The following is a 23,744-nucleotide window of genomic DNA, read 5'->3' on the forward strand; positions in this document are numbered from 1 at the left end:
GCCCATCATTTGATGGGCTTTTCTTTATTGCTACTGACTACCCCTACTGGAATGAGTGGGCTACTTTCCGCTGGAATGAGTGGCAGGTTTGGACTGGAATCGGTGACGGGTTTGACTGGAATACACACATGTTTTTATTATTAAATTGCCACGATGATCATATCTATTTTCAGCCACCAAGCTTAAACATTTCGCTTATCGGGCAGAGTGATGTTAATTCAAGAAAAAATCCCCAGGGCAAAAGGGACTTAAATTCGCAGTATTTGGATATTAGTTGTAGTTAATGGAACGCGGAACGCTTGGAACGCGACTTTACCTTCTCTGGGAAGTATTTTTTATTTTTGACTGATGACCTTAAGTTGACGTTCCAAGCGTTCCGCGTTCCAGAACTAGATTGGAATAGAGCCGGCCTTTTCAATGGCATCTAGGATCACGTCCTTGGCGGATTTGCACCCTCGCTTTTCCGCTTCATTCCTTAACTCGCCTGAGCTTGAGCTGATCCACTTGTCATGGTTTCTGATAATCCTGCAACGATGCTTGTTGCCGAAGACTCTCAATGAGGTCGGGTAAGAGACCATGCCAGCTTGATCGCATATGGGTCTGACTGATTTATCTGCTGAGGTTGTAGTTAGGATTTCGTAAATATCATCCAAAATAATTACATCAAAAGGCCAAAACTTAACAATTTCTTCTGCTAGTTTTTGGGACTCCGATTTTGATTCTTCAATCATTCGTTTCTTGGATTCACTTAATTCGGGCCTTGCGCCAGGATTAAATCCTTGAATATTTCGCGTCTTAAGAAGATTTGCGACCGAGGCTATGAATGCGGGATTTTCTAAATGAGAATAAAGATTGGAATAATATGACTGGCTTTGAGGTTGCGCCTCAATGATAGCTACCTCAAAACGTCTATCGGTCTCATCTAGTGGGATAGCGTTTAGGTGGTTACTAAAAACCAGCCAACGACAGGCGTTGTATTCCGTGTGCATCGGTGCGCACTTGGGATTCATAGTTCTAAATTCTTGATTCACAATGGTCTTAAGTTTTTGGGCATGCTTCCACTGCCCATTGCCACCTTCTTGAATCTCATCAACAATCGCTAAAACTTTTCTTGATAAGCCTCCATTGAACCCAGTTTCAAGCATTAACGGCAAATCAAATGAGGGCGCCACATATCCCGCGAATACCCTTGTTAAAACGCTGGCTATCCAGTTTCGTCCAAGCCCTGTATTTGTTGCAATGCTAATCCAGCCATAATGAGGTAGCTCACCGGGCTTTTGTTGAATATGAGCTAACCAGTCTATAAATTTATTGGTGGAGCCCCCGAAAATAAGCTGGCAGTGATCAATAAATATCGAGGCCAAACTCATTTCACTCTCTTTGATTTCGGGATGTTCTCTAAAACCATTCCAAAGGTTTAAGGCGGTCTTGCCTTCTGGGTCCAATACCATTAATTGATCCCCAGCCTTAAAGGTCTGAGTATCAACTTGCTTCCGATCTTCGCTGGTGAACCATTCTTTAGTTACTTGCTTAACGGTCTTGGTCGACTTTTCATTACCTTTGTCATCTCTGGTGGTATTTTCCAGAAAGTGGTGGCTTGCAATATAACAATTATGAAATTCGTCTACCCTTAAATCTCGACCAATATTTTCTAGATCCGCAACTCTTGAGCCTTTATTTATGTAAACAAACCTTAAAAGGGCGTTCGCAAGGCTTATTTTTTCTGTGATGGGGATTTCTTCACTTAAGTCATTTCCAATTACTCGATTTAAGTTAATCAACTGAAGCCGTTGACTTTTATTTTCCCTTTCATTGACTTGCTTTACCCATTCCTTTTTCTCCAGATAGTTAGAATGGCGAGCAATATGTTGGTGATTATTCATTATTGCCCTCTCCATTGGGAGGCATTGGTATGCTTTGGGGAGCGAGCCTTGCCATTCATATTGAGGGGGCTGGAATCCAAGTGCTTATGCTTATCTGCCTCTATAAACCCGGCCAAATCTCTGACATCGCAAACCCATGATTTTCCCGCTTTATAGAAAATATCATTTAGTGGCGTATCCTTTTTCTCAAGCATTTTTTGTAATGTGTGATGGCTATACCCGAGATAAGTGGATACCTCCTCTTTCGTGATAACCATACGGTTGCCAAAGTATTGGAGGGCCACATCTAGGACGCTTGTTGGGGAGGGTGCTTTTAGACTCATTTTTTAGGATCCGAAGTATTCATAGTTAGCTTGCCGAAGGTAATTAATTTAAAGGTTTTTATTTATTTTTCATGAAGGTTGGTGAGTTAATAATTGGAGCAGCAAGCCTTTAGCTAGATCAAGGGATTGAGGGCTTCTAACGTTAAGTTCTTTTGGGGCGCTCACAATCTCAATAACCCCCTTACTTACCGTTATGAGGCCTACATTTTTTGGAATTTGCCCATCGTGTGGGAGGAGTTCTTTATCTTTTATGGCTATCCAAAGGTAGTCGCAATAAGGCTTTTGCTTTTCCATTAGGAGGTGTTTTGAAAGCCCGAAAACCATAGCAGAAGTTGTAATTTCAATTCCATGAATTTCAACAGGGCTTATTTCGTCTCTCTTCACGACCGCCACAGCATCAAACACGACGTATTCCTCGGCAGGCCCATGATCTGGAGTAACGTCAAAAAAGAGGCGGAAAAGAGAGGGGGTATTCCAACCCGTCCATTTGCCTTTGCTAAATAAAAGAGCTTTTGCAATATCGGCGTGTGCAAGGCCGTCCATCTGCTGTGGGCTTGAAAGGTTTAATTTAGGGGTCGTAACACCTAAGCCTCGAGCTGTTTTACCTTGCAGAAGAGGGCGATAGACAGCCCAATGCTTCTTCAATTCATTTCTAGTGATTTGAGAGTCGAGCACTTTATTTGCTAATTCAATGATTGAATCAATTGGTGCTGCGCGCTCTAGCTTAGACAGAATCTCCAAATTTTCAGGGCTTACCTTTGGAGATAACTTATCTAGCGTTGGGGTTGATATGCCTTGATCATTGAGAAGCACCCTTAATTCTTGAAAGTACTTCCCAGCTGTAAAGTAGCGCCAAACAATGCCCTCTTTGAGTCCAATCGATGTGCCAAAGTCTTTAACCCAGCCTGTAAAAGATCGATGTGTCTGCTTCCAAGATTCGCATTCATCAGTCTCAATCATGAATGTTGATATTTTTGGCCATGTATCAAGATCTCTTGTTGTGGATGCCAAATCCATTGACTTTGAAATTTGCGGTTTTTGTTTCATGTTTAATACTATATCGGATAAAGTATAAATTGTCAAGCGGTACATCTGTGGACGATTAAAAAACACGATTCATGGATCAGTACGATCCACCTCTTTTTCGAACATAAATTCACTAATTGCCCATTAATTATTTTGCAATTGGCCATTCCAATAGCCACCTAACTAATTGTTTTGGCTTTGCTTTTTTTTGTAATTGCCCATTAATTGAAATCGAATTGGCCATTAATTTGATGTTTGAATCTGGCTAAAAATCGACTTTGGTAAAAACTGCAACGAACAATCAATGACTTAGAAGCGTAAAAGTGCCAGTTCGATTGCTATAAAACGGCTCTTTTTTTCTACCTAGTTAAATACTCGACGATAAATCGCGCAGAAGTATTAGTTAAACAGTGACGATAAAAAGAGGGGGTAAAAACTCAATCCAACAAGGTAGCACCTGGGTTAGGGGGCGACGCCATAAAAAAGGTCATTCGCAAGCTCATTCACTTCCCCTAAAGGGGTTGTGCTTTTATGTATGTCGTCCGCCCAAGTTCATCGTTTTGGTGTTCGCAATGTTGCTCCCGCTTTTATGGACCCGCCTCCAAAAACTTTGCCCTCAACTTCCCTGCACGGAATCTCCTATTTTCAAAGATGCTGTGGACACGCACTCTCCTAAGTTATCCCATCGCTCATTACTCACTCCCGTAATTTAGAAATCCCAATATCCGAGAAGGTGTGGACACGAGTTCTATCGAATCGTTCCGCTGGTAATGAGTGGTGGTGTGGACACGCTCTGTTTAAAACCGGATGGACCCAAACTCAAAAGCAAGGAGATTTTCAAGTTCTGAGAATTACTCTATTTCAAAGAAGGTGTGGACACGAGTTGTATCGAATTGTTCTGCTGGTGATGGGTAATGGTGTGGACGCGCATCTTGTGTTTTCAGTCGGATGATGGGTAATCCTAGATAGGGCCCACCATTTTTTATCTCAGCTAGCGCGGAGGAGAGTGATGAGGTGTCGGCTTGCTCAATTCATTCCCTGGCGGTCATAAATTTTGCTTCTGCAGGGTCTCTGCCGATTCGGTGATGCCGTTTATTCATTAGCTAGCTGTAAAGGTGCTCAGGGAGCCTTTAAAAGCTTTCTAGAGCCTTCGGCTGGATCTTGGGGCAACCCCTTGTCAGCTTTACATAACCAACACCTTATACGCAGCTCATGAACCAGAAAATACTCTGGTCTATGAGCTGTTCGCATTCACAAGTTCATGCCGCATAACGGGTTGTTATGTCTGGCGCTTTTGAATGCTGAGTCGGGAAAAATCGTTTTTTGCTTCCAAAAACTCTTTCCCTTTCATCCCCCAAAAGAAAACTGTCGGCAGTTCCCTGCTTGCTTCGCCATTTCCGTCAAATGGCTATCGCCTACAGTCCGCTTGATCCACAAAACGGATCAATCCCACTGAGGTCTTTGCTCTCGCTCGACCGAGGCGGCTGCGCAGTGATTGTCCCAATGAACGGATCGCGGTAATGAATTCCCGCTTCCTTTTTGCCATGGGGCCTTTGCATTTTATGAGGATGACTCTAGGGCAACAAACAAGATAAGCAGGGTATGCGAGATCTTTTTTGAAGATAACCCTATCTCATATGGGGGTTATAAAAATTATCTGGATTAAAGAAAAAATTAAAAATATGTTATAAATATTGGTATTAATTATCTTATATATATCAATAACTTACACCATTTTGGTGTATTTTTAGACTAAATACAAAGGACTAAATGTTAGGTGGCGTAATCATTAATTTTGGGGGAATTGAGAAGTCTTTGAATCAGTTTATGACGGAATTCGGCTGTGAAATTAATACTCGCAACCTAGCACGAATAAGATCCAGAATTCGACGCGGGGTTGATGAGTCGAAATGGTTTTCTGAGTCACACATAAATGCTCCATCGAGCTATCTTATGTATCAGAGTTCAGAAGACCGCCTCAGTCCGCCGATATCGCTCGCCGCAAGGGTTGAGCGAGATTACCCCAATCACAATTTTAAGTTCAATACTCTCTATGCCTTTGTAAAAAGAAGGATTTATAAAGATCCACTCCTAGACAGCCCGAGTGAGCTTGAGGTTTTGGTAGCCACATGGGTGCATAAGCAAAAAAAAGAAAAAGCCCGATCCCCAGCTGAGAAAAAAAGAAATTATAGAGAAAGGGTGTTTGAATTTAAGGGTGAGATGCTCACACTGAAAGAGATCTTCTCAATTCTAAAAATTACATACGACCTTACTGCGAGGCAAAAATATCTAAGGAGAATGGATGTCTCTGGATATTCTGTGGAGGAGGCTTTTGATCCGCGGTTTATGAGAAGGGCGAGGGGGAGTGATGATCGGGTAGTCGCAATCGATAAAATTTCCATCCCGGAGCCCGGGAACTTTGAATTGGTGTCAAATGAACCGACCCGCCCAAAAGTAAAGAGCTTCAAAAAACCAAGAGGCCACCCAGTATTTTTTGAGGGAGTAGGGTACAAGGATAAATATAGTTTGTGGAATTCTAATAAATCGAGGGCAGCAGTTGGTTATTCGACCTTCCTATCAAAGTTAACTGAGTTTCCAACCAAAAGCATCACTAATTATCAGATCCTGTATTGCCTTGGTGTTATCGACTCTTGGGAAGATGGCTATTACTTCAACCCGGAAGGTGGGCCAGAAATTCCCACTAAAGCAGAGTTTTTGAAGATTGTGGGGATAGGTAAAGTGACTTTAAAGAGGCGGCTAAAAAAAGGGATGACGTTATCTCAAATTTATAAAAATAAAGGTAATTCAGGGTGTGAGGCAAATGGCGTTCTTAATGCTCGGATGGCTAGCGAAAATCCTAATCGAAAAATCTCCATTTATTTGGCCAAGCTTGAGATGGACGGGAAAAGCAATGTCTATAAAATTGGGATAACTACAACAACCTTTTCTTCAAGATTTTCAGGATTGAGGGCTAAATTTACAGTTAAGGAGTTGCTTGTAGTGGAGGGGGTTATTTCAAAATTATTGCCGCTTGAGCAAGAATTCAAAAACTCAATTTTTGCGCATAAAAAATATTTGCCAACAATTCATTTTGAAGGAAAAACTGAGTGCTACGAGTTGAATGGAGATGACTTGGAATACGCCAAGAGGTTAATGATTGAGTCCTCTTTTAACTATTTTTAATTTGAGTAAGCAAATGGAGCTCATAACTTGCCGTACCAAGATGCGGTACGCCCCAACTAAAAGCAACTTCTTGTTGCTGGCTTTTGCCAATTTTGAAGCGGGAGTATTTCCTATGGAAGGGCACTTCAAGATGACCGAGCAGGAAGCCAAAGAGTTTTTTGCCTACCCAAACGGTGAATACTTTCAGGGTGTAGTTGCCAATGATTCCAGCCTTTTCATCTGGCCAAGTGGCTTTGCGATTTCTGCTAAAGAGTTATATGCCAAGTCGATCAAAGAAGGTCAGTCCCCAGAGTGGGATGTAGAACTCAATATTACGAGGTCTTTGGGCTAGGACTTATTTTTCATCCTTCAAAAGAATGATTAGATTGGGGCAGTCTTTGGTGTCGATGTTCATGTCCTTCCTGTAGAGACACCACTCCTCGTAAGCCTCTTTTGGATTAATCCTACAAAGCCCATATTGTCCGCCGGTCTTGGAATCAGTCATTAAAAACAAACTTCCGCCTTGGGCAGAGGCGCAGTGGGCTGAAGCTGGGTTAGCCATTGCGAGCATACCTACACTTTGAGCCATTACCGCCCCAGAGGCAAAAAGGAAGCTAAAGGCGAGTATCCGCTCAAGATGGGGTAGCAACTTCATGAATTCCTCAGCCTGGTAACGCTTAAGATCTTTGGCGCTTACCATCACCAGCCTTTCATAACCGGTGCTTGTGGTGCCTGACGCGGTGTATTAACTGTAGTATTTGGGACTGATGGGGCTGGAGTAGTCGTATTTGTTCCTGCATACGCACCATTAGGTGAGTAGTAGTTTGTTTGCCCATTATCAATTTGGGATGAACCCACACTTTGACCACTAGGCGTATAGGTGGTTGTTACACCCGAAGGGGTTGTTTGTGTATAGCCTTTGTATAGACCATTGGCATCGTAAATGGCTTGGGCCGATGCAAAGGCAGGAAAAACTAATAGTAAGGTAACAAGATATTTCATTGAAATCTCCACGTGAGGATTGGACGCCGCAGCCCATTTTCATCGATTAGCAGGTATGGTTATCAGTCTAATTGACTGGCGCCAAGTTAAACTAATTAGATAATATTTAATATATTTAGAGAATATATTAATAATCATAGAAACCCTGCCAGCATGGGTTAAAAAATAAAAATTAGGAAATATGAGCGAACAAAATTTATCAAGCTTAATTTGGTCTGTAGCAGACCTTTTGAGGGGTGATTACAAGCAGTCCGACTACGGCAAGGTAATCATGCCGTTTACTGTCCTGCGTCGCTTGGATTGCATCCTAGAGCCAACTAAGATTCAGGTGATTGCAGAGTACGAAAAACGCACAAAAGAGGGTGTAGACCCAACCCCTTTCCTAAATAGGATTTCAAAGCAATCCTTTTATAACAGCTCACCCTTAGATATGAACAAGGTATTGGCTGATCCAGCCCATATCAAGTCAAACCTACTCAACTACATAAATGGCTTCTCAAGTAACGTCAATGACATTTTTGAGCGCTATGAGTTCGACAAGCAAATTGAAAAGCTCGATGAGGCCGGTTTGTTGTTTATGGTTACTAAGAAGTTCGCCGAAGTTGACCTGCATCCTAATGCGGTCAGCAATGCGGGCATGGGAACCTTATTCGAAGAACTAATCCGCAAATTTGCTGAACTTTCTAATGAGACAGCGGGGGAACACTTCACGCCACGCGAAGTTATTCGTCTCATGGTTGATCTATTGCTTCATGCTGATAGCGAAGCCTTATCAAAACCTGGCGTCATTAGAACCATCTATGACCCGACGGCAGGAACCGGCGGCATGTTATCTATTGCCGAGGAATATCTAACTGGCCCTAATGGCTTAAACCCAGATGCAACCTTAATCGTTCATGGTCAAGAGCTAAATCCAGAATCGTTCGCCATCTGTAAAGGTGACATGTTGATTAAAGGTCAGGACATTTCGAATATTAAGTTTGGAAATACACTATCAAATGATGGTCATGCTGACGCTAAGTTTGACTATGGAATTTCCAACCCGCCATTTGGAGTTGAATGGAAAAAATCTGAAAAGGAAGTGAAGTACGAGCACGATCGCTTGGGTTTTGCGGGACGTTTTGGCCCGGGGTTGCCTCGGATATCAGACGGAAGTCTTTTATTTCTTTTGCATCTAGTTTCAAAAATGCGCGAACCAGAAAAGGGTGGCGGAAGGGTTGCAATCGTACTTAATGGTTCACCTTTATTTAGTGGTGGAGCGGGTTCAGGCGAATCTGAAATTAGGAAATGGGTCATTGAGCAAGACCTACTTGAGGCAATTATTGCCCTGCCAACAGATATGTTCTACAACACGGGGATTTCAACTTATATTTGGATACTTTCAAATCATAAATCTAAAGAACGGAACGGAAAAATCCAGTTAATTAATGGGATTGATTTCTATCAGAAAATGCGCAAGAACCTTGGATCAAAGCGTAAAGAATTATCTGATTCGGATATCAAAACTATTGGTAACCTTTATTTCAATTTTAAGGAAACAAAGGAATCAAAAATTTTTGAGGGTAATGATTTTGGATATACATCCATTACTGTGGAGAGACCACTAAGAGATGCTTCAGGAATGGTGGTTTTGTCAAGCAAAGGTAAAACAAAAGGAAAACCTCAATCTGACGCTGATTTGCGTGACACTGAAAATGTGCCCCTCAAAGAAAATATACAAGAGTATTTCAAACGCGAAGTTTTGCCGCATGCACCAGATGCATGGATTGATGAATCTAAATCAAAAGTTGGCTACGAAATTCCATTTACACGCCATTTTTATGAATACAAACCACCTCGTGAGCTTAATGAAATCGATGCCGAGCTCAAACTAGTTATTTCGGAAATACAATTTTTGTTGTCAGAGGTATCGTAGTGACTTTTGCCCGATATAGTAAATACAAGGCTGTTGATGTTCCCTGGATTCAGGAGATACCTTCGCATTGGGGATTTCAATCAATTAAGTCAATCCTTGTTGAAAGGATTGAGAAGAATAGTCCGATAAAAACGAAAGATATACTCTCGCTAACCATGGATAGAGGGGTTATTCCTTACGCTGAACGCGGTGGTGGTGGTAATAAAGCGAAAGAGGACATTAGCTCGTACAAGTTGGCTTATCCAGGCGATATTGTTTTAAACAGCATGAACGTTGTAGCTGGTTCAGTGGGACTATCGAAGTACTTTGGAGCAGTTAGCCCCGTCTATTACATGTTGTATGCGAGAAATGCCGATGTAAATATTGGTTACTACGACAAAATATTTTCATCAACGGTATTCCAAAGAAGTCTTTTGGGGCTCGGCAATGGAATTCTCATGAAGGAAACTGAGCTATCTGGGAAATTAAATACCATTCGACTGAAGATTCCCATTGATAAGTTAAACATTCAATATCTACCGCTCCCCCCAGTTGACGAGCAAATGAAAATATCTGGGTTTCTTGAAGAAATCAATTTTAAGGTCAACAAATTGATTCAGAAGCAAGAAAAATTAATTTCGCTATTAATGGAAAAGCGGCAAGCATTAATTAGTAACTATATTACTAGGGGTATTTATAAAAACACCCCCCTTAAGGAATCCAATGTCGAATGGTATGGGGAAATACCTGCTCATTGGGAGGTTACTAAATTTAAATTCTTACTAAACGAATCTCTTCAATACGGAGCCAATGAATCTGGAGATGCTGGGCAAGAGGGTTGGCCAAGATACATCAGGATTACTGATATTGATTCCGATGGAAACCTTAAAAATGAATCTATAAAAACATTGAACCCAGAATTAGCTGCTCCATACATACTTAAGCATGGAGATATTTTATTTGCAAGAAGTGGCGGCACGGTAGGGAAGAGTTTTATTTTTGATGGTGCTTATGGGGAATCCTGCTTTGCTGGATACCTAATTAAAGCTTCTGTTGATTCAACAAGAATTCTTCCGGAGTATTTAAAATATATAACCGAATCTCATATGTACTGGGAGTACATTTTAGGAACTCAATCTCAGTCGACAATTCAGAATGTTAGTGCAGAAAAGTATGCAAGATTGCCTATTCCACTCCCGACAATCGATGAGCAGCATGTAATTTGTAAAAAGCTTGATGCTGTTTGCAACAAAATGAACGAATTGGTGAGCAAGTCGAAAGAATCTGTATCGCTGCTGCAAGAGCATCGCGCAAGCCTCATATCTGCAGCGGTAACTGGAAAAATTGACGTAAGAGAGCTAGCTTAATAAGAAAGAAAATAAATGGCTATACACAATGAAATTGAATTTGAGAATGACCTTTGTGACTATCTAAAGTCACATGGTTGGTTGTATTCCAAGGACGACACCGGATACGACGTAGAGCGCGCAATCTTCCCTGAAGATTTGCTTGGCTGGATACAAGACACCCAGCCTGAAGCTTGGGCTCGCTTAAAGAGCTTTCATAACGGTAAAAGCGAGAGTGTGGCTCTTGACCGCTTAGTAAAGGTAATGGAGACCGAAAGCTCTTTACATGCGCTACGCAAGGGTTTTAAAGCTACTGGAGCGGGATCAGGCGGCTTTGAATTGATTCAATTTGCGCCAGCCCATAGCTTTAACCCAGAAACAAAGGCGAAATACGACAAGATTCGTCTGCGAGTCATGCGACAGGTTCATTACTCTGCTCATAACCGCAATTCAATTGATTTGATTCTCTTTGTAAATGGTATTCCAGTTGCAACCTTGGAGTTAAAGACCGATTTCACGCAGGGCATTGATGATGCGAAGAATCAATATCGCACCGACAGAAATCCTAAGGATCCACAAACTAAGCAGATTGAGCCGCTCTTGCAGTTCAAGCGTGGCGCATTAGTTCACTTTGCGGTATCTACATCTGAAGTGTGGATGACAACAAAGCTTGCTGGAATGGATACTTTCTTCCTGCCATTTAATAAAGGCTTTAATGGTGGAAAAGGTAACCCTCCGAATAAGGATGGTTACCAAACGGCATACCTATGGGAGCAAATTCTCCAAAAGGACCAATTCTTAAAGATTCTTGAAAGCTTTATTCAATTAGAGCGCAAAGAAGTAATCGAAAAGAATGGTGAGAAGAAGATCAAAGAAACGATGATCTTCCCAAGGTATCACCAGTTAGATGCGGTAACTAAATTGGTGGAAGCAGTAAGAGAAGAAGGCGCTGGGAAGAATTACTTATTTCAGCACTCAGCCGGTTCCGGTAAGTCCAATACGATTGGCTGGAGCGCTCATAAGTTGGCAACGATTCATGATGCGAAAGATCAAAAGATATTTGATACCGTCATCGTGATAACTGACCGCACGATTCTTGACGAGCAGCTACAAGATACTATTAATCAATTCTCCCAAACACCAGGCTTGGTAGTTTCAATTGATTCAGAGAATGGCTCTAAATCAGGACAACTCGTTGAAGCCTTGCGAAGTGGTGCGATGATAGTCGTGGTCACTTTGCAGACCTTCCCGTTCATTTTGAAAGAGATTCGAGAGACGGCAGACCTATCCAAGAGAAACTTTGCAGTAATTGCCGATGAGGCGCACTCTTCACAGACAGGTGCATCGGCTGGAAAGCTGCGCAAAGCATTAAGTTCTGAACAAGTAGAGGCTGAGGATGATGAATCCTATGAGGACTACCTAGGGCGAGAAACGCAAAGCCGTGCGCTACCGCCAAATGTGAGCTTCTTGGCGTTTACTGCCACTCCAAAAGCTAAGACATTGGAGTTATTTGGTAGAAAAGACGCCAACGGAATGCCAAGGCCGTTTCACCAGTACACCATGAAGCAAGCCATTGAAGAAGGCTTCATTCTTGACGTATTGCAGAATTACACACCATATAAAGTTGCCTACAAACTTGCTCATAATGGCAAGGATTGGGACGACAAAGAGGTCGATAAGTCTGATGCGGCAAAAACAATTGCTCGTTGGGTAAGACTGCATCCACACAATATCTCCCAAAAGGTAGCCATCATTGTTGAGCACTTTAGAGCTAATGTAGCTTGGCGCTTAAATGGGGAGGCTAAAGCGATGGTGGTGACGGATTCCAGGCAAGCCGCGGTTCGCTACAAGATTGAAATGGACAAGTACATTGCATCTCAAGGCTACTCAAAAGAGCTTGCTACCTTAGTGGCGTTCTCTGGCGATGTAGAGGACCCTGAGTATGGTGGTGAGAAGTTCACCGAAGGCAATATGAATAAACAACAAAAAGGTATGGGAATTCGTGAGGCTTTTGCCACGGACGAGTTCAAGGTTCTTATTGTTGCCAACAAGTTTCAAACTGGCTTTGACCAACCATTGCTGATGGCAATGTATGTGGATAAGCGTATTGATGGCATTACAGCCGTTCAGACCTTATCAAGACTCAATAGAACGACATTTGGCAAAGACATTACCTATGTGCTTGATTTTGTAAACGATACAGAAACCATTCGATTGGCGTTTGAGCCGTACTACGAGACAACTGAGTTACTCGCGACAACGGATCCCAATAAGGTTTATGACTTGGAAACCAAGCTAGGAAAACAGGGTATATATTCAGAGCAAGATGTGAAGAACTTTGTTGAAGCTTATCGCAAGCCAAAGGCAAAGCAGCAAGATATTCAAGCCGCTCTATCAGTGCCGGTCTCACGCTTTAATGGTCTCTTTAATGCAGCAGAAAACAAGGACGATAAAGAAGAGCTAGATAGATTGGCGCTTTTTGAAAAAGACTTAGGAACATTTTGTCGTTTCTATGATTTTCTGTCTCAAATCGTCAATTACGCAGATACCGACCTAGAAGCTAAGTACCTATTCTTTAGGCATTTAGCTCCGCTAATTAAGCCAGAGAATCGTCGTCTACCAATCGACCTTGCTGGCCTTGAGATGACCCATTACAAGTTAGAGGCTGGTAAGGCCCAATCAATTAAATTAAGCGGCGGAGAACAGCTTAAGGGCGGCGGTGACGCTGGTAGCGGTGTCTATAGAGACCCCGAAGTAGTCAAGCTAGAGGAATTGCTTGGAAAGCTCAATGATTTATTCCCAGAAATTACTGACACTGATAGGATTAATCTATTTAATAATGCAAAGAGCAAGATGCTTGATAACGAAGAGCTTCGCAAGCAAGCAATGGCTAATAGCGAAGACCAATTTAGTCAATCTCCTAAGTTTGAGGAGGAAATGCTTGATAACTTAATTTCAAGTATGGATAGCCATAGAGCGATGACGACAAAATTGTTAAACGATGACAGGCTAAGAGCAAGGTTCAAAGACTTGCTTGCTAAGAGTGTTTTTAATGAAATTAATGGATCAAGAATATAGCTATGTACTTTAAAAAGCTGACAATCAAAAATTTTGGGCCAATAAAATCATTTGATTTTAATTTTTCTTTTCTTGGTAATGGAAATCCTAAGCCCCTCGTGTTAGTCGGCTTAAATGGCTCCGGCAAATCAATAGTCCTTGCCCATCTAATAAACGCGCTAATAACTATTAAGCAGCAATCGTTTGAAGATGTCGAAATTAACAATGGCAAAGTCTATAAATACAGAAGTCCGCTATATATATCAATAGGAGAAGCTTTTTCTTTTTCAAAAGTTGAATTTCAAAACGATTTATATGTATCTGACTGGACATTGAATTGCAAAAAGAAGGATTTTGTATCAAACGCAGGAATTGTGCCTAATTTAGATTTTTGGGGAGATATTCCAGAACACGAAAATTCTTACTTTTCAACAAATGCAAGTCAAAAATCAGATAAGGTAAATGAAATATTCTCTGATTCTGTTGCGATTTATTTTCCAGTGAATAGGTATGAAGAGCCTGCTTGGTTAAATCAGGATGACTTAAAAATTCAAGCACATTTTTCTGAGCTAAGAAGAGTAAGCGGAATATCAAATCGTGAAATTATTCAAACTAATCCACTTAAAAAAAATCAGGATTGGGTTTTGGATGTGGTGCTAGATAAGTATGTAAATGAAGCAAAGTTTATGGATATGCCATTGCCGCAAGGGGTAAGCGGTCCAACGCCAACAGTGCAACTTACACACTACGTCGGGCAGAATACTTTGATGCTTGAAGGCATCAATGAGATTCTTGGAAAAATCCTTATGGAGAGCGGTGCGCACCTGAGAATTGGTGTGGCAAACAGAAAAAATCGACAAATATCTGTAATGGCTGGCAACGAAGTTTTGGTTCAGAATATTTTTCAACTTTCAACCGGCGAATCAATTTTATTAAATCTGTTTTTATCAATACTTCGAGATTTTGATTTGTCAACGCAGCAAGATACGCCGCTAGCTGAAATTTGCGGAATAGTCATTATTGATGAAGTTGATGCACATCTTCATATTGTTCAGCAAACTCAATTTTTGCCAAAATTAATTAAGCTTTTCCCAAAAATACAATTTATTCTTACAACGCATTCGCCGTTTTTCATACTCGGCTTGAATAAGCAGCTTGGCTTGGAGGGATTCGATATTATTGAATTGCCTGATGCAAGATTAATTAAACCTTCTGAGTTTTCTGAGTTTGAATCACTGTTTGATAGCGTTGAAGACGCTCAGAACTTGCAGCTCATAGTAAATAAGAGCACAAAGCCAATAGTATTTGTGGAGGGAACTATTGATATAGATTACATCAATAAAGCAGCAGCCCTTCTTGGAAAGCAAAACATTTTAGATGCTATTGAATTAAGAGACGCCGGAGGATTTGGTGGGCTGAATAAAATTCATGGTGTTGCAAAAACACCGATTGTTCATGCTTTTGCAGTTAGATTTATGCTTCTCTATGATTGCGATGTTTCAAAAAATGATCAAACACAAGATGGGTATTATTTGAAGGTAATTCCGCAATATGCAAACCCTATTGAGAAGGGCATCGAGAATTTATTCTCGAAAGATGTCATTGAGTTATTGAGGCAAGAAAATCCAAGATTTATAGATATAACCCCGGCACATAATAAAGTTATCAGAGGGGTGAACTCTGTCATACCTGAAAAATTGGAAATTAATTCCGATGAAAAACGTAACATTTGTAACTGGCTAGTATCAAAAGCTAATAAATCGCATTTTGAGGGGTTTTCTATTATTTTCGATTTTATTGAATCGTTTATAAACGGAAAATAAACTCCCTCCATCATGAGGCTTGCTAATTTTTATGGCTACCTCTTATTTGCCCCGCCATCGCCATTCCTTTAGTGGTTGCATTTTAGAGCGATAAGGGCTACAAAAATTACTTAACCAAGGGAAATCCAGTTCTTTGGTTTCTCCTCATGCAGATTTTTTGAAACCATATTCATATATCGCTGCATAGAGCGCAGATCTTTGTGACCGCTATTTACTTGAATCTTAGGTATGGTCCATCCATATTCAACCATGCGGGAACAAAACTCATGACGCAGATCGTGAAAATGCAAGTCTTCAATTCCAAGCCTGCGAACCGCCCTTGGGAAGACGCTAGAGACAGTATCTCCAGAGTAAGGGAAGACTAGCTCGGGATGCTTTCCTTTTTGCGCCATCAAAATTTCGAAAGTGTCATATCCGGTTTGCCAGATCAGGGCAATTTCATTATCTTTCCCCACTTTTTGTCTGGGATCTTTTCGATCTCTAATCCAAATAGTTTTATTGGCTTCATTGAGCTCTTTCCACTCGAGCCTCAGAATCTCGCCTAGGCGAAGCCCAGTTCCTACGGCAAAACGAATCAATATACCAAGAGGAATATTTCGCTCGGGTCTGATAACTTCAAAATAATTAATCAAGCGATCAAGCTCATCTTGGGATGGCCTTCTGGATCGCTCAACTCCATCATGAATCAAATAATTCATCTCAAGCGCTCTTCGAGATTCGGTGATAAGGGTTTCGTTAACGGCGTATTGCTCTGCCTTTGCCCATTTCAGAACGGTACCGATATAACTAAATTCAGCATTCATCGTGCTGCCACCAGCTCCCGGCAGTTCTTTTACCGTCCCATTCTTTAGGGTTTTAAATTTTGGCAGCTGCCTTTCTTTTCCGTGACGAATGAGATCTTGGGTGCTCAGACTATCAATACGTTTTTTAGCTAACTTGGTATCTTTAATTAGCTTGTAGGCGCCAAGCTTTGAGCGTCTAAAGTTGTGCCCAAGTTCTTTGAGGTAAAGGTCAATCAGGTCGGCAAGGGTGAGCTCACCTTTTTTATTTTGATTGAAGGTTCCTTGTAAAATCTCCGCAAGCGTTATCTTCTTATAGGATTCTGCTTGCTTTCGTGTTTTGAAGGATTTGGAGATTTTGAAAGTCTCCCCTGTGAAGGGGCAACGTTGCCTAATCCGAACTTTAAAGGTCGATCCTTTGACGCCATTTAGCTCCGTAATAAAATCATTTTGCTTTTCCATGACTCTCATTTTAAATGGATTTGGGGCAAAAAAGGGAGCATGAGTTGGGGAATTAGGGCAATTTAAGACCAAAAACTATGAATAACAACGAATTTAACCCCAATAAAATCAATGAGATAGAGAAAATAAGCCCTAAGAGGCTTGCCGTGGCACCCATGATGGAGTGGACGGATCGTCACTGCCGTTCTTTTCATCGGACTCTGACAAAAGAGGCGGTTCTCTATACCGAGATGGTGACTACCGGCGCTCTTATTCACGGGGATGTGCCACGTCATTTGGATTATTCACAAGACCAGCATCCCGTCGTTCTTCAATTAGGTGGATCGGAACCCTCCGATTTAGCTAAAGCTGCAGAGTTAGCCCAGCAGTGGGGTTATGACGAGATTGATCTCAACTGCGGTTGCCCATCAGAGCGTGTGCAGCGCGGTGCCTTTGGTGCTTGCCTCATGGCCGAGCCTAAGCTAGTTGCTGATTGCGTTAAAGCAATGAAGGCTGCAGTCGATACCCCAATTACAGTAAAACATCGACTTGGTTTAGATTCCATGGACGCTGCTAATTCAGAGGCAGATTATCAATTTGCTCTCAACTTTATTCTCTCAGTAGCGGATGCTGGCGCAAGTCAGGTGACTATTCATGCACGTAATGCTGTTCTTAAGGGTTTATCTCCCAAAGAGAATCGCAGTAAACCACCATTACGTTATGAGGTAGCAGCCAAGCTTCGTCTAGATGCGCAAAAGCAGTTTCCGAATCTCAAAGTACTGCTGAATGGCGGACTAGAAACCAACGACCAAATTGCTGGCCATTGGGATGACTTTGATGGCTTTATGGTCGGCAGGGCAGCCTATCATTTTCCAGCGTTGCTTTTGGGTTGGGATGACATGATCAAGACCGATGGCGATGCTGCTGGCTACCTCTTTAGCGAGACCGAATGGCATCGTATTCAGATTGCATTGGTGAAACAGGTGCAGGCTTGGTTTGATGAATGTCAGGCCAAAGGAAAGCCTTTTTATATCGGTGCATTTACCCGCCATATTTTGGGCTTGGCACACGGTAGGGCTGGCTCCCGTTACTGGCGCCAGCGCCTTTCTGATCACCATGCACTGGCTAAAGTTCAAAGCAAAGCGGCTATTTTGGATTTCTTTATCGATGCGAGCTTGTGCCTTGGGGATTGGGCTGCGTTTGATTTTGAAAGCGCCTAAACCCTGATTCCAAGCCATTTTTGACAGGGTTTTGCCTCAAAAGCTATAATCTATGTCTTCAGTGGCGGACGTAGCTCAGTTGGTAGAGTCCCAGATTGTGATTCTGGTTGTCGCGGGTTCGAGCCCCGTCGTTCGCCCCATATTCTATATGGCTCTTAAGGTTTTTAGAAGCCTTAAAGGGGTTCCAAAAAAGTAACCACATGGTTACTTTTCTCATTTAAGTTCAGATAAGCCTCATTTCAAGTGCTCAGGATCATATTTTCCTGTGCGACAACCAGATAGCGATACTTATGTTTCGCATCTAATCAGGTTGATGCAAGTCGGAGTATCAAAAGACTGGTCGGCTGCAATCGGCCTCAAGTTACCAAATTCAGCAACGCCCTACTTATGCAGAGTATTTGCTTTTGCTTTTTGTGGATAAGATTATTTTATTGCGAGTTATTTAACCCAGTTGCTTGCCCTCATATATGTATGTACAATGTAAATATGACTTCATTGAGATTTGAATGGGAGGCCCGAAAAGCTTCGGCTAATCTGAAAAAGCACGGCGTTTCATTTGAAGAAGCGAAATCTGTGTTTTCTGATGAGGGTGCCAAATTAATTTCCGATCCCGATCATTCGGAGGATGAAGACAGATTTATTTTGCTAGGTGTAAGCCACGCTCTTCGGATAATTTTGGTTTGCCATTGTTATCGAAGTGAAGGCAATACCATTCGTATTATTTCGGCTCGTAAGGCGACGCCTAAAGAGTCAAAAGCTTATTAAAGGTGATGAACATGCGTAAAGAATATGATTTCTCAAAAGCCCGTAAAAATCCATATGCTTCTATGCTCAAGAAGCCTATTACGATTCGTTTAGACGAAGATTCTGTTAGCTACTTTAAGTCCGTGTCAGAAGAAGTGGGCATTCCTTATCAAAGCCTCATCAATCTCTATTTGCGTGATTGTGCGGCATCTCATAAGAAGTTAAACCTTAGCTGGAAGTAGTTTGGAGATTGGGTTAAATATCCCGAGCCCTGGCCGATGGCAGTTGTTGATCGCTGTTGAAATCTTAAAATAGACTCCTTCAGCTTGCTCAAGAGAATTTATCTTTTCATGGTGACCAGGGTTTGTAACCCTTTGATTTTATTGAGTTGAAAAATTGAAAAAGTAACCATGAATCACCTTGTAAGCCATATTCTCTTGATATAAGCCTTCAGATTGTGATTCTGGTTATCGCGGGTTCGAGCCCCGTCGTTCGCCCCACCGAATACTGCAGTATCCTAAAGCTCCCTTTGCGGAGCTTTTTTATTTTTCTCGATTTCATCCATGAAAAAATTCGATCTTTTACCTATTCTTTTTGGCTTATTGCTTTCTGTTATCGCGATATATTTCATGTTGCGACCATCCACTGCAACTAGTGCTCCTGCATCAACCATTCCCGTTGTAAAAGTGGGCACTGTGTCTTGGGATCAAACTGAGATGACGATTGCCGATGTCAAAACCTTTTCTGATGCTACTGGCTTTGTAAGTGAGGCAGAGAAAAATGGCGGCGGACTTTCTTATGAAGCGGGCTTTGTGAAAAAGCCGGGCTGGACTTGGAAAACCCCTTATGGTGTTCCTGCGAAAGCGAGTGAGCCTGCAGTGCATCTAAACCAAGCTGAAGCTGTATCTGTTTGCCGTTTCTATGGCAAACGTTTACCTACTGAAGCTGAGTGGACATCTGCAGCTTTTTTGGAGCAAAGAGAAACCCCTCCAACTGGCTATACCAAGGGTCAACGTTATCCATTTCCAGGTGGAGCTACTCCAGAGGTCTCGCATTGCTTAAGCGGATGCGGTGACTATAAGGGTGTAGCGCCAGCAGGCGCATTAAACCGCGGCACTGGTCATGTGCCTACAGGTACCACTAAGCCAGGAGTCAATGGCTTGTTGGACATGGGTGGCAACGTTTGGGAGTGGACTGCTACTGAGCGCAATGGTGGCTTTATTACTCGTGGCGCTTCCTGGTGGTACGGCCCAGAAAGACAAAAAGAGTCTGATGTGGAATCCAAGCCCGCCGATATTGGCGTGGTTTATATAGGCTTTCGCTGCGTTAGCTGATCCCATGAAACAATAGGGGATGACCAATCCTGTAGTCGATCCATCCGCTATTGAAATTACTCCTGAATACCAGGATGTAATCGACGCTATTGAGCGTCACGACCCCTATATCTTTGTGAGTGGTAAAGCAGGCACTGGTAAGACCACCTTAATTGGTTATCTACGTGAGAACATTCCTGGCAACGTAGTGGTAGTGGCGCCTACTGGCGTAGCTGCGTTACAAGTCAAGGGTGTCACGATTCATTCCTTCTTTCGTTTGCCACCCCGTTTGATATTCCCGGAAGAAGATATCAAGCCTTTAAAAGACAAGCGCCTCTACAAAGATATTCGTCTACTCATCATTGATGAGATCTCTATGGTGCGAGCAGATGTGGTCGATGCGATGGATTTGTTCTTGCGTGCTAACGGCCCACATAAGAGCCAACCCTTTGGCGGCATTCAGGTGATGTTTGTGGGGGATTTATTCCAGTTACCTCCTGTGGTCTCCAATGCTGATATGCAGGTGCTCTCTGAGCGTGGTTACGAGGGTCCTTATTTCTTTTGCGCCATGGCCTTGCATCGTAAAGATGTGACTATGGTGGAGTTATCCAAGATCTTCCGTCAAAAAGATGCGCACTTTGCAGGCTTACTCAATCAAATCCGCATAAACCAAGACATTGATGAAGCGCTCGACACCTTAAATGCTGTTTGTTATGAAACTAATAAAGAGGCTGATGAGCAAACGATCACCTTAACAACAACTAACGCACGCGCAGACCAAATTAATGGCGCAGGTCTTCGAGCATTAACGACTGAAGCCAAGGTCTACACCGGTAACAGCACGGGTAAGTTCAATGTGGATGATCGCAACTTGCCATCACCAAATCATCTGACTCTAAAAGTTGGCGCAAAGGTCATGTTTACGGCAACGGATAGCAATTTTCCTAAGCGTTGGGTAAACGGCACTATTGGCGTCGTTCGCGAATTGCTGCCCAATACAGTAAAGGTCGTGGTACAGAACGGACCATACTCAAATACAGTTGAAGTCAAAGGTCACCAGTGGGAGTCTTATCGCTATGACCATGACATGATGTCTGGAAGGATTTCACCAAACATCATTGGTACCTTTGTGCAGATTCCGCTCATGTTAGCTTGGGCTGTCACTATTCATAAGAGTCAAGGCAAAACCCTCGATAAGATCAAAGTCGATTTATCTTCAGGAGCGTTTGCATCGGGGCAGGTCTACGTGGCCCTGAGTCGCTGCACCTCAATTGAGGGCATCACTCTTGAGCGACCTATACAGCCCAAAGATGTGAGCTGTGATCAAGAGGTGAAGCGTTTCTACATGAACTGTTTGCCTAGTTAAGCTGCCTTTGCCATTCTCTTGCCAGTCTTTTGTTTCTCGGCCCGCTGCTTTTCCAGTGCTTCGCTGGCAATTAGCTTAAATTCACCCTCTACGAATCGTTTTAAGGCCTCACGCATAAGAGGTTGGTAGCCCATATCGTATTTGGCGCCCAAGAGCTTAAAAGACTCAATCAAGTCCTGCTCTAGTCTGATGGAGATCATTTGTAGCCCCAGCGCCTCATCAATTTGAGTGCCGATTTTTTTATCAACAGCTCTCGCATGCTTGATGTCGCTACCTAGCTGACCACTTTCCCAGGCCTCCGCAGAATTTTCTATTTTTACCTTCTTACTTTTTGCGATCATCGCTTTCCTCGCTCTTGAGTTTTAATATTTCGCCACTTTCACAGAAATGGCACTTTTAGTAAGGTGTTGTTATTGATTGATTGATTGATACAAATCTTATCAAATAGAGAAATTACAAAAGTGCTTGGGTTGATTAACCCATGATTGAAAGAGTGGGATTTATTCAGAAGGGGTTGAGCGGTGGTGCCCCATTAAAATTTCTCGGGTTGCTCACTCCGTTCTATTAATATGAAAAAAGATCTTACCGGCCATGATGAACTCCTTGACTCAAGGCGCGGCATTTCAAAGACACTTCCTTCGGAGAGGGTGGTGCCTAGAGTGGGTTGGAGCGAAAGTTCAAAAGCGATCACCAGGGACGGCGACGACTATTTACGTTTGGGTGATTTCCTGAATCTAGAGGATCAAGAGCTGGAGTGGTGAGCTTTTTAGAACCCAGCTGCCAATCCATCGCGGCGATGGTCACTACCAGCTATGTAAGCATCTTTAGTTTCTTCACCCAATAGCGCAATAGCTTGAGCACTACCAAAGTCCAAGCTGTTGGCTGGCATCACCATAACTTCATGTCCCATCGCCTTTAATCCGTCCACTACAGCGGCTGGCATGGAAGCCTCCACAGTCAGTTTGCCCACATCATCAATTCTCCAGCGGGGTGCATCTGAGCAGGCTTGTGGGTTGAGGTACTCATCTACAAAACGCATCACAAACTGAATATGTCCTTGTGGCTGCATATTGCCACCCATCACACCAAATGCCATTGCGGGCTGATTACCCTTGGTTAAGAATGCCGGAATGATGGTGTGGAAAGGGCGCTTACCTGGTGCAACTTGATTCGGGTGACCATCCGCCAAGCTAAAGCTCATGCCGCGGTTATGGAATGCAATGCCACCCGGAGCAACAACACCTGAACCAAAGCCCTTGAAGTTCGACTGAATATAAGAAATCATCATGCCGGATTCATCTGCGGCGCAAAGGTAAACGGTACCTCCAGCATGGGGATCTCCAGCACCATAGCTACCCGCTTGATTGTGATTAATTAGTGCGGCACGACTAGCCAAATAATCTCTATCTAGCAATTTGCTTGTTGGGACCCTCATGGTGCTGGCATCAGATACATGAGCGTATGCATCTGCAAAGGCAATGCGCATCGCTTCTACTTGAAGATGAATACGTTGCGCTGAGTTGGCTGGGTATTGCTTGACATTGGCAGCCTGCAAAATACCGAGTGCCATTTGTGCCACGATGCCGGAACCATTCGGCGGAATCTCATGGAGGGTGTAGTCACCATAATCAAAGGCTAAAGGCTCAACCCATTCAGTTTGATTATTGGCAAAGTCGGCCATTGTGAAACAGCCACCAGTGCTTTGGGCAAAGTCGACCATGCTTTGAGCTAACTTGCCCGTGTAAAAAGATTCACCTTCAGTGTCGGCGATTTCGCGAAGGGTTTTAGCTTGCGCAGGGTAGCGCCAGAGTTGTCCAGCAGTAGGTGCTTTGCCATCAATTAAAAATGAATCAGTAAAGCCCGGTTGATTTTTGAGAATCGGAATCGCTTCACGCCACTGGCGGGCAATTACAGGTGAGACTGGAAAGCCATTTTCTGCATAATCAATTGCGCGCTTAAAGAGTTGTGCAAAAGGTAGCTTGCCAAACTTGCGAGATAACTCAATCCATCCAGAAATCATGCCAGGCACAGTGATGGTATTCCAACCAATGAGGTCCATTGCTGCTTTACCGGCAAAGTAGTCTGGTGTCCAAGCTGCTGGGGCACGACCAGAGGCATTCATGCCATGGAGTTTCTTGCCATCCCATATCAATGCAAAGCCATCACCACCAAGGCCATTCATCGTGGGCTCAACTACGGTAAGCGTGATTGCTGTAGCTAAGGCTGCATCAACCGCATTGCCGCCGTTTTGCAAAACTTCAATGCCAGCTTGGGTAGCTAAAGGCTGTGAACTAGCAACGGCATTCTTAGCGAGGACTGGGGCGCGGCCGCCGCCAAAGGGAGGGGATATCAACATAGTCTGAAA

At 42.9% G+C, this 23,744-nt stretch carries 21 protein-coding genes and 1 tRNA gene; 14 read left to right on the top strand and 8 right to left on the bottom strand.

Features of this window, described 5'->3' with window-relative positions:
• The coding region (locus ICN30_RS08720) for a hypothetical protein (RefSeq protein WP_216274904.1) at window positions 1-284 on the top strand (284 nt) is incomplete at its 5' end.
• A gap of 105 nt (window positions 285-389) precedes the next feature.
• Here the strand turns inward: ICN30_RS08720 and ICN30_RS08725 are convergent.
• The 3 genes from ICN30_RS08725 to ICN30_RS08735 form a co-directional block, all read right to left on the bottom strand.
• Entirely contained in the window at window positions 390-1,883 is a 1,494-nt protein-coding gene (locus ICN30_RS08725; RefSeq protein ID WP_216274906.1) for a primase-helicase family protein, read from the bottom strand.
• Window positions 1,883-2,206, bottom strand: coding sequence for a helix-turn-helix domain-containing protein (locus ICN30_RS08730; protein WP_216274908.1), 324 nt, complete (start codon window positions 2,204-2,206; stop codon window positions 1,883-1,885). The genes ICN30_RS08725 and ICN30_RS08730 overlap by 1 nt, the downstream gene beginning before the upstream one ends.
• Window positions 2,207-2,275: 69 nt before the next feature.
• On the bottom strand, window positions 2,276-3,253 hold the full coding sequence (locus tag ICN30_RS08735) for a hypothetical protein (RefSeq protein ID WP_216274910.1): 978 nt from the start codon (window positions 3,251-3,253) through the stop codon (window positions 2,276-2,278).
• A 1,932-nt stretch (window positions 3,254-5,185) separates the two neighbouring features.
• Between ICN30_RS08735 and ICN30_RS08740 the strand changes: the two genes are divergently transcribed.
• Together ICN30_RS08740 and ICN30_RS08745 are read left to right on the top strand one after the other, a co-directional pair.
• Entirely contained in the window at window positions 5,186-6,415 is a 1,230-nt protein-coding gene (locus ICN30_RS08740; protein WP_216274912.1) for a hypothetical protein, read from the top strand.
• A 13-nt stretch (window positions 6,416-6,428) separates the two neighbouring features.
• Complete coding sequence (locus tag ICN30_RS08745) at window positions 6,429-6,746, top strand: hypothetical protein (protein WP_216274913.1); 318 nt, start codon at window positions 6,429-6,431, stop codon at window positions 6,744-6,746.
• Between the two features lie 3 nt (window positions 6,747-6,749).
• Here ICN30_RS08745 and ICN30_RS08750 read toward each other — a convergent pair whose 3' ends face one another.
• Together ICN30_RS08750 and ICN30_RS08755 are read right to left on the bottom strand one after the other, a co-directional pair.
• Window positions 6,750-7,094: a DUF333 domain-containing protein gene (locus tag ICN30_RS08750; RefSeq protein ID WP_216274915.1), complete on the bottom strand. Its 345-nt coding sequence runs from the start codon at window positions 7,092-7,094 to the stop codon at window positions 6,750-6,752.
• Window positions 7,094-7,396, bottom strand: a complete 303-nt coding sequence (locus ICN30_RS08755; RefSeq protein ID WP_216274917.1) for a hypothetical protein — start codon at window positions 7,394-7,396, stop codon at window positions 7,094-7,096. The genes ICN30_RS08750 and ICN30_RS08755 overlap by 1 nt, the downstream gene beginning before the upstream one ends.
• A 181-nt stretch (window positions 7,397-7,577) precedes the next feature.
• Between ICN30_RS08755 and ICN30_RS08760 the strand changes: the two genes are divergently transcribed.
• The 4 genes from ICN30_RS08760 to ICN30_RS08775 are packed head-to-tail and all read left to right on the top strand — an operon-like array spanning window position 7,578 to window position 15,516.
• Window positions 7,578-9,311: a class I SAM-dependent DNA methyltransferase gene (locus tag ICN30_RS08760; RefSeq protein WP_216274919.1), complete on the top strand. Its 1,734-nt coding sequence runs from the start codon at window positions 7,578-7,580 to the stop codon at window positions 9,309-9,311.
• A complete protein-coding gene (locus ICN30_RS11770) occupies window positions 9,311-10,657 on the top strand; it encodes a restriction endonuclease subunit S (protein WP_216274921.1) in 1,347 nt (448 codons plus the stop codon). Before ICN30_RS08760 ends, ICN30_RS11770 begins: the two co-directional genes overlap by 1 nt.
• A gap of 15 nt (window positions 10,658-10,672) precedes the next feature.
• Window positions 10,673-13,714: a type I restriction endonuclease subunit R gene (locus ICN30_RS08770; RefSeq protein ID WP_216274923.1), complete on the top strand. Its 3,042-nt coding sequence runs from the start codon at window positions 10,673-10,675 to the stop codon at window positions 13,712-13,714.
• Between the two features lie 2 nt (window positions 13,715-13,716).
• Entirely contained in the window at window positions 13,717-15,516 is a 1,800-nt protein-coding gene (locus ICN30_RS08775; RefSeq protein ID WP_216274925.1) for an AAA family ATPase, read from the top strand.
• A gap of 110 nt (window positions 15,517-15,626) precedes the next feature.
• Here the strand turns inward: ICN30_RS08775 and ICN30_RS08780 are convergent, their stop codons facing one another.
• Window positions 15,627-16,757, bottom strand: a complete 1,131-nt coding sequence (locus ICN30_RS08780) for a site-specific integrase (protein WP_216274927.1) — start codon at window positions 16,755-16,757, stop codon at window positions 15,627-15,629.
• A 77-nt stretch (window positions 16,758-16,834) separates the two neighbouring features.
• On the opposite strand from ICN30_RS08780, the gene dusA reads away from it, so the two are divergent.
• From dusA to ICN30_RS08810, 6 genes are all read left to right on the top strand, one after another.
• On the top strand, window positions 16,835-17,956 hold the full coding sequence (gene dusA, locus ICN30_RS08785; RefSeq protein ID WP_216274929.1) for a tRNA dihydrouridine(20/20a) synthase DusA: 1,122 nt from the start codon (window positions 16,835-16,837) through the stop codon (window positions 17,954-17,956).
• A 64-nt stretch (window positions 17,957-18,020) separates the two neighbouring features.
• A tRNA-His gene (locus tag ICN30_RS08790) sits at window positions 18,021-18,096 on the top strand.
• A 346-nt stretch (window positions 18,097-18,442) separates the two neighbouring features.
• The gene (locus tag ICN30_RS08795) at window positions 18,443-18,721 is read left to right on the top strand and encodes a BrnT family toxin (protein ID WP_216274931.1); all 279 of its coding nucleotides are present in this window, start codon (window positions 18,443-18,445) and stop codon (window positions 18,719-18,721) included.
• A gap of 11 nt (window positions 18,722-18,732) precedes the next feature.
• On the top strand, window positions 18,733-18,942 hold the full coding sequence (locus ICN30_RS08800; RefSeq protein WP_068949841.1) for a BrnA antitoxin family protein: 210 nt from the start codon (window positions 18,733-18,735) through the stop codon (window positions 18,940-18,942).
• 321 nt (window positions 18,943-19,263) lie between these two features.
• The gene (locus tag ICN30_RS08805; RefSeq protein ID WP_216274933.1) at window positions 19,264-20,034 is read left to right on the top strand and encodes an SUMF1/EgtB/PvdO family nonheme iron enzyme; all 771 of its coding nucleotides are present in this window, start codon (window positions 19,264-19,266) and stop codon (window positions 20,032-20,034) included.
• A 19-nt stretch (window positions 20,035-20,053) separates the two neighbouring features.
• On the top strand, window positions 20,054-21,379 hold the full coding sequence (locus tag ICN30_RS08810; protein WP_216274935.1) for an ATP-dependent RecD-like DNA helicase: 1,326 nt from the start codon (window positions 20,054-20,056) through the stop codon (window positions 21,377-21,379).
• On the opposite strand, the gene ICN30_RS08815 is transcribed toward ICN30_RS08810, so the two are convergent.
• Window positions 21,376-21,720, bottom strand: coding sequence for a BrnA antitoxin family protein (locus ICN30_RS08815; protein ID WP_216274937.1), 345 nt, complete (start codon window positions 21,718-21,720; stop codon window positions 21,376-21,378). The two genes, ICN30_RS08810 and ICN30_RS08815, sit on opposite strands and share 4 nt — an antisense overlap.
• Before the next feature lie 228 nt (window positions 21,721-21,948).
• On the opposite strand from ICN30_RS08815, the gene ICN30_RS08820 reads away from it, so the two are divergent.
• On the top strand, window positions 21,949-22,140 hold the full coding sequence (locus ICN30_RS08820; RefSeq protein ID WP_216274938.1) for a hypothetical protein: 192 nt from the start codon (window positions 21,949-21,951) through the stop codon (window positions 22,138-22,140).
• A 5-nt stretch (window positions 22,141-22,145) separates the two neighbouring features.
• Here ICN30_RS08820 and ICN30_RS08825 read toward each other — a convergent pair whose 3' ends face one another.
• On the bottom strand, window positions 22,146-23,735 hold the full coding sequence (locus ICN30_RS08825; protein WP_216274939.1) for a gamma-glutamyltransferase family protein: 1,590 nt from the start codon (window positions 23,733-23,735) through the stop codon (window positions 22,146-22,148).
• Between the last annotated feature and the right edge of the window lie 9 nt (window positions 23,736-23,744).

The organism is Polynucleobacter sp. 31A-FELB, from assembly GCF_018882405.1.
GTDB lineage: Bacteria > Pseudomonadota > Gammaproteobacteria > Burkholderiales > Burkholderiaceae > Polynucleobacter.

Coding starts and splice junctions, on each gene's coding strand:
- ICN30_RS08730 (WP_216274908.1), bottom strand. CDS start 2,206: ATGAGTCTAAAAGCACCCTCCCCAACAAGCGTCCTAGATGTGGCCCTC.
- ICN30_RS08795 (WP_216274931.1), top strand. CDS start 18,443: ATGACTTCATTGAGATTTGAATGGGAGGCCCGAAAAGCTTCGGCTAAT.
- ICN30_RS08770 (WP_216274923.1), top strand. CDS start 10,673: ATGGCTATACACAATGAAATTGAATTTGAGAATGACCTTTGTGACTAT.
- ICN30_RS08740 (WP_216274912.1), top strand. CDS start 5,186: ATGTATCAGAGTTCAGAAGACCGCCTCAGTCCGCCGATATCGCTCGCC.
- dusA (WP_216274929.1), top strand. CDS start 16,835: ATGAATAACAACGAATTTAACCCCAATAAAATCAATGAGATAGAGAAA.
- ICN30_RS08800 (WP_068949841.1), top strand. CDS start 18,733: ATGCGTAAAGAATATGATTTCTCAAAAGCCCGTAAAAATCCATATGCT.
- ICN30_RS08745 (WP_216274913.1), top strand. CDS start 6,429: ATGGAGCTCATAACTTGCCGTACCAAGATGCGGTACGCCCCAACTAAA.
- ICN30_RS08810 (WP_216274935.1), top strand. CDS start 20,054: ATGACCAATCCTGTAGTCGATCCATCCGCTATTGAAATTACTCCTGAA.
- ICN30_RS08750 (WP_216274915.1), bottom strand. CDS start 7,094: ATGGTAAGCGCCAAAGATCTTAAGCGTTACCAGGCTGAGGAATTCATG.
- ICN30_RS08755 (WP_216274917.1), bottom strand. CDS start 7,396: ATGAAATATCTTGTTACCTTACTATTAGTTTTTCCTGCCTTTGCATCG.
- ICN30_RS08775 (WP_216274925.1), top strand. CDS start 13,717: ATGTACTTTAAAAAGCTGACAATCAAAAATTTTGGGCCAATAAAATCA.
- ICN30_RS08825 (WP_216274939.1), bottom strand. CDS start 23,735: ATGTTGATATCCCCTCCCTTTGGCGGCGGCCGCGCCCCAGTCCTCGCT.
- ICN30_RS08805 (WP_216274933.1), top strand. CDS start 19,264: ATGAAAAAATTCGATCTTTTACCTATTCTTTTTGGCTTATTGCTTTCT.
- ICN30_RS08725 (WP_216274906.1), bottom strand. CDS start 1,883: ATGAATAATCACCAACATATTGCTCGCCATTCTAACTATCTGGAGAAA.
- ICN30_RS08815 (WP_216274937.1), bottom strand. CDS start 21,720: ATGATCGCAAAAAGTAAGAAGGTAAAAATAGAAAATTCTGCGGAGGCC.
- ICN30_RS08780 (WP_216274927.1), bottom strand. CDS start 16,757: ATGGAAAAGCAAAATGATTTTATTACGGAGCTAAATGGCGTCAAAGGA.
- ICN30_RS08735 (WP_216274910.1), bottom strand. CDS start 3,253: ATGAAACAAAAACCGCAAATTTCAAAGTCAATGGATTTGGCATCCACA.
- ICN30_RS08760 (WP_216274919.1), top strand. CDS start 7,578: ATGAGCGAACAAAATTTATCAAGCTTAATTTGGTCTGTAGCAGACCTT.
- ICN30_RS08820 (WP_216274938.1), top strand. CDS start 21,949: ATGAAAAAAGATCTTACCGGCCATGATGAACTCCTTGACTCAAGGCGC.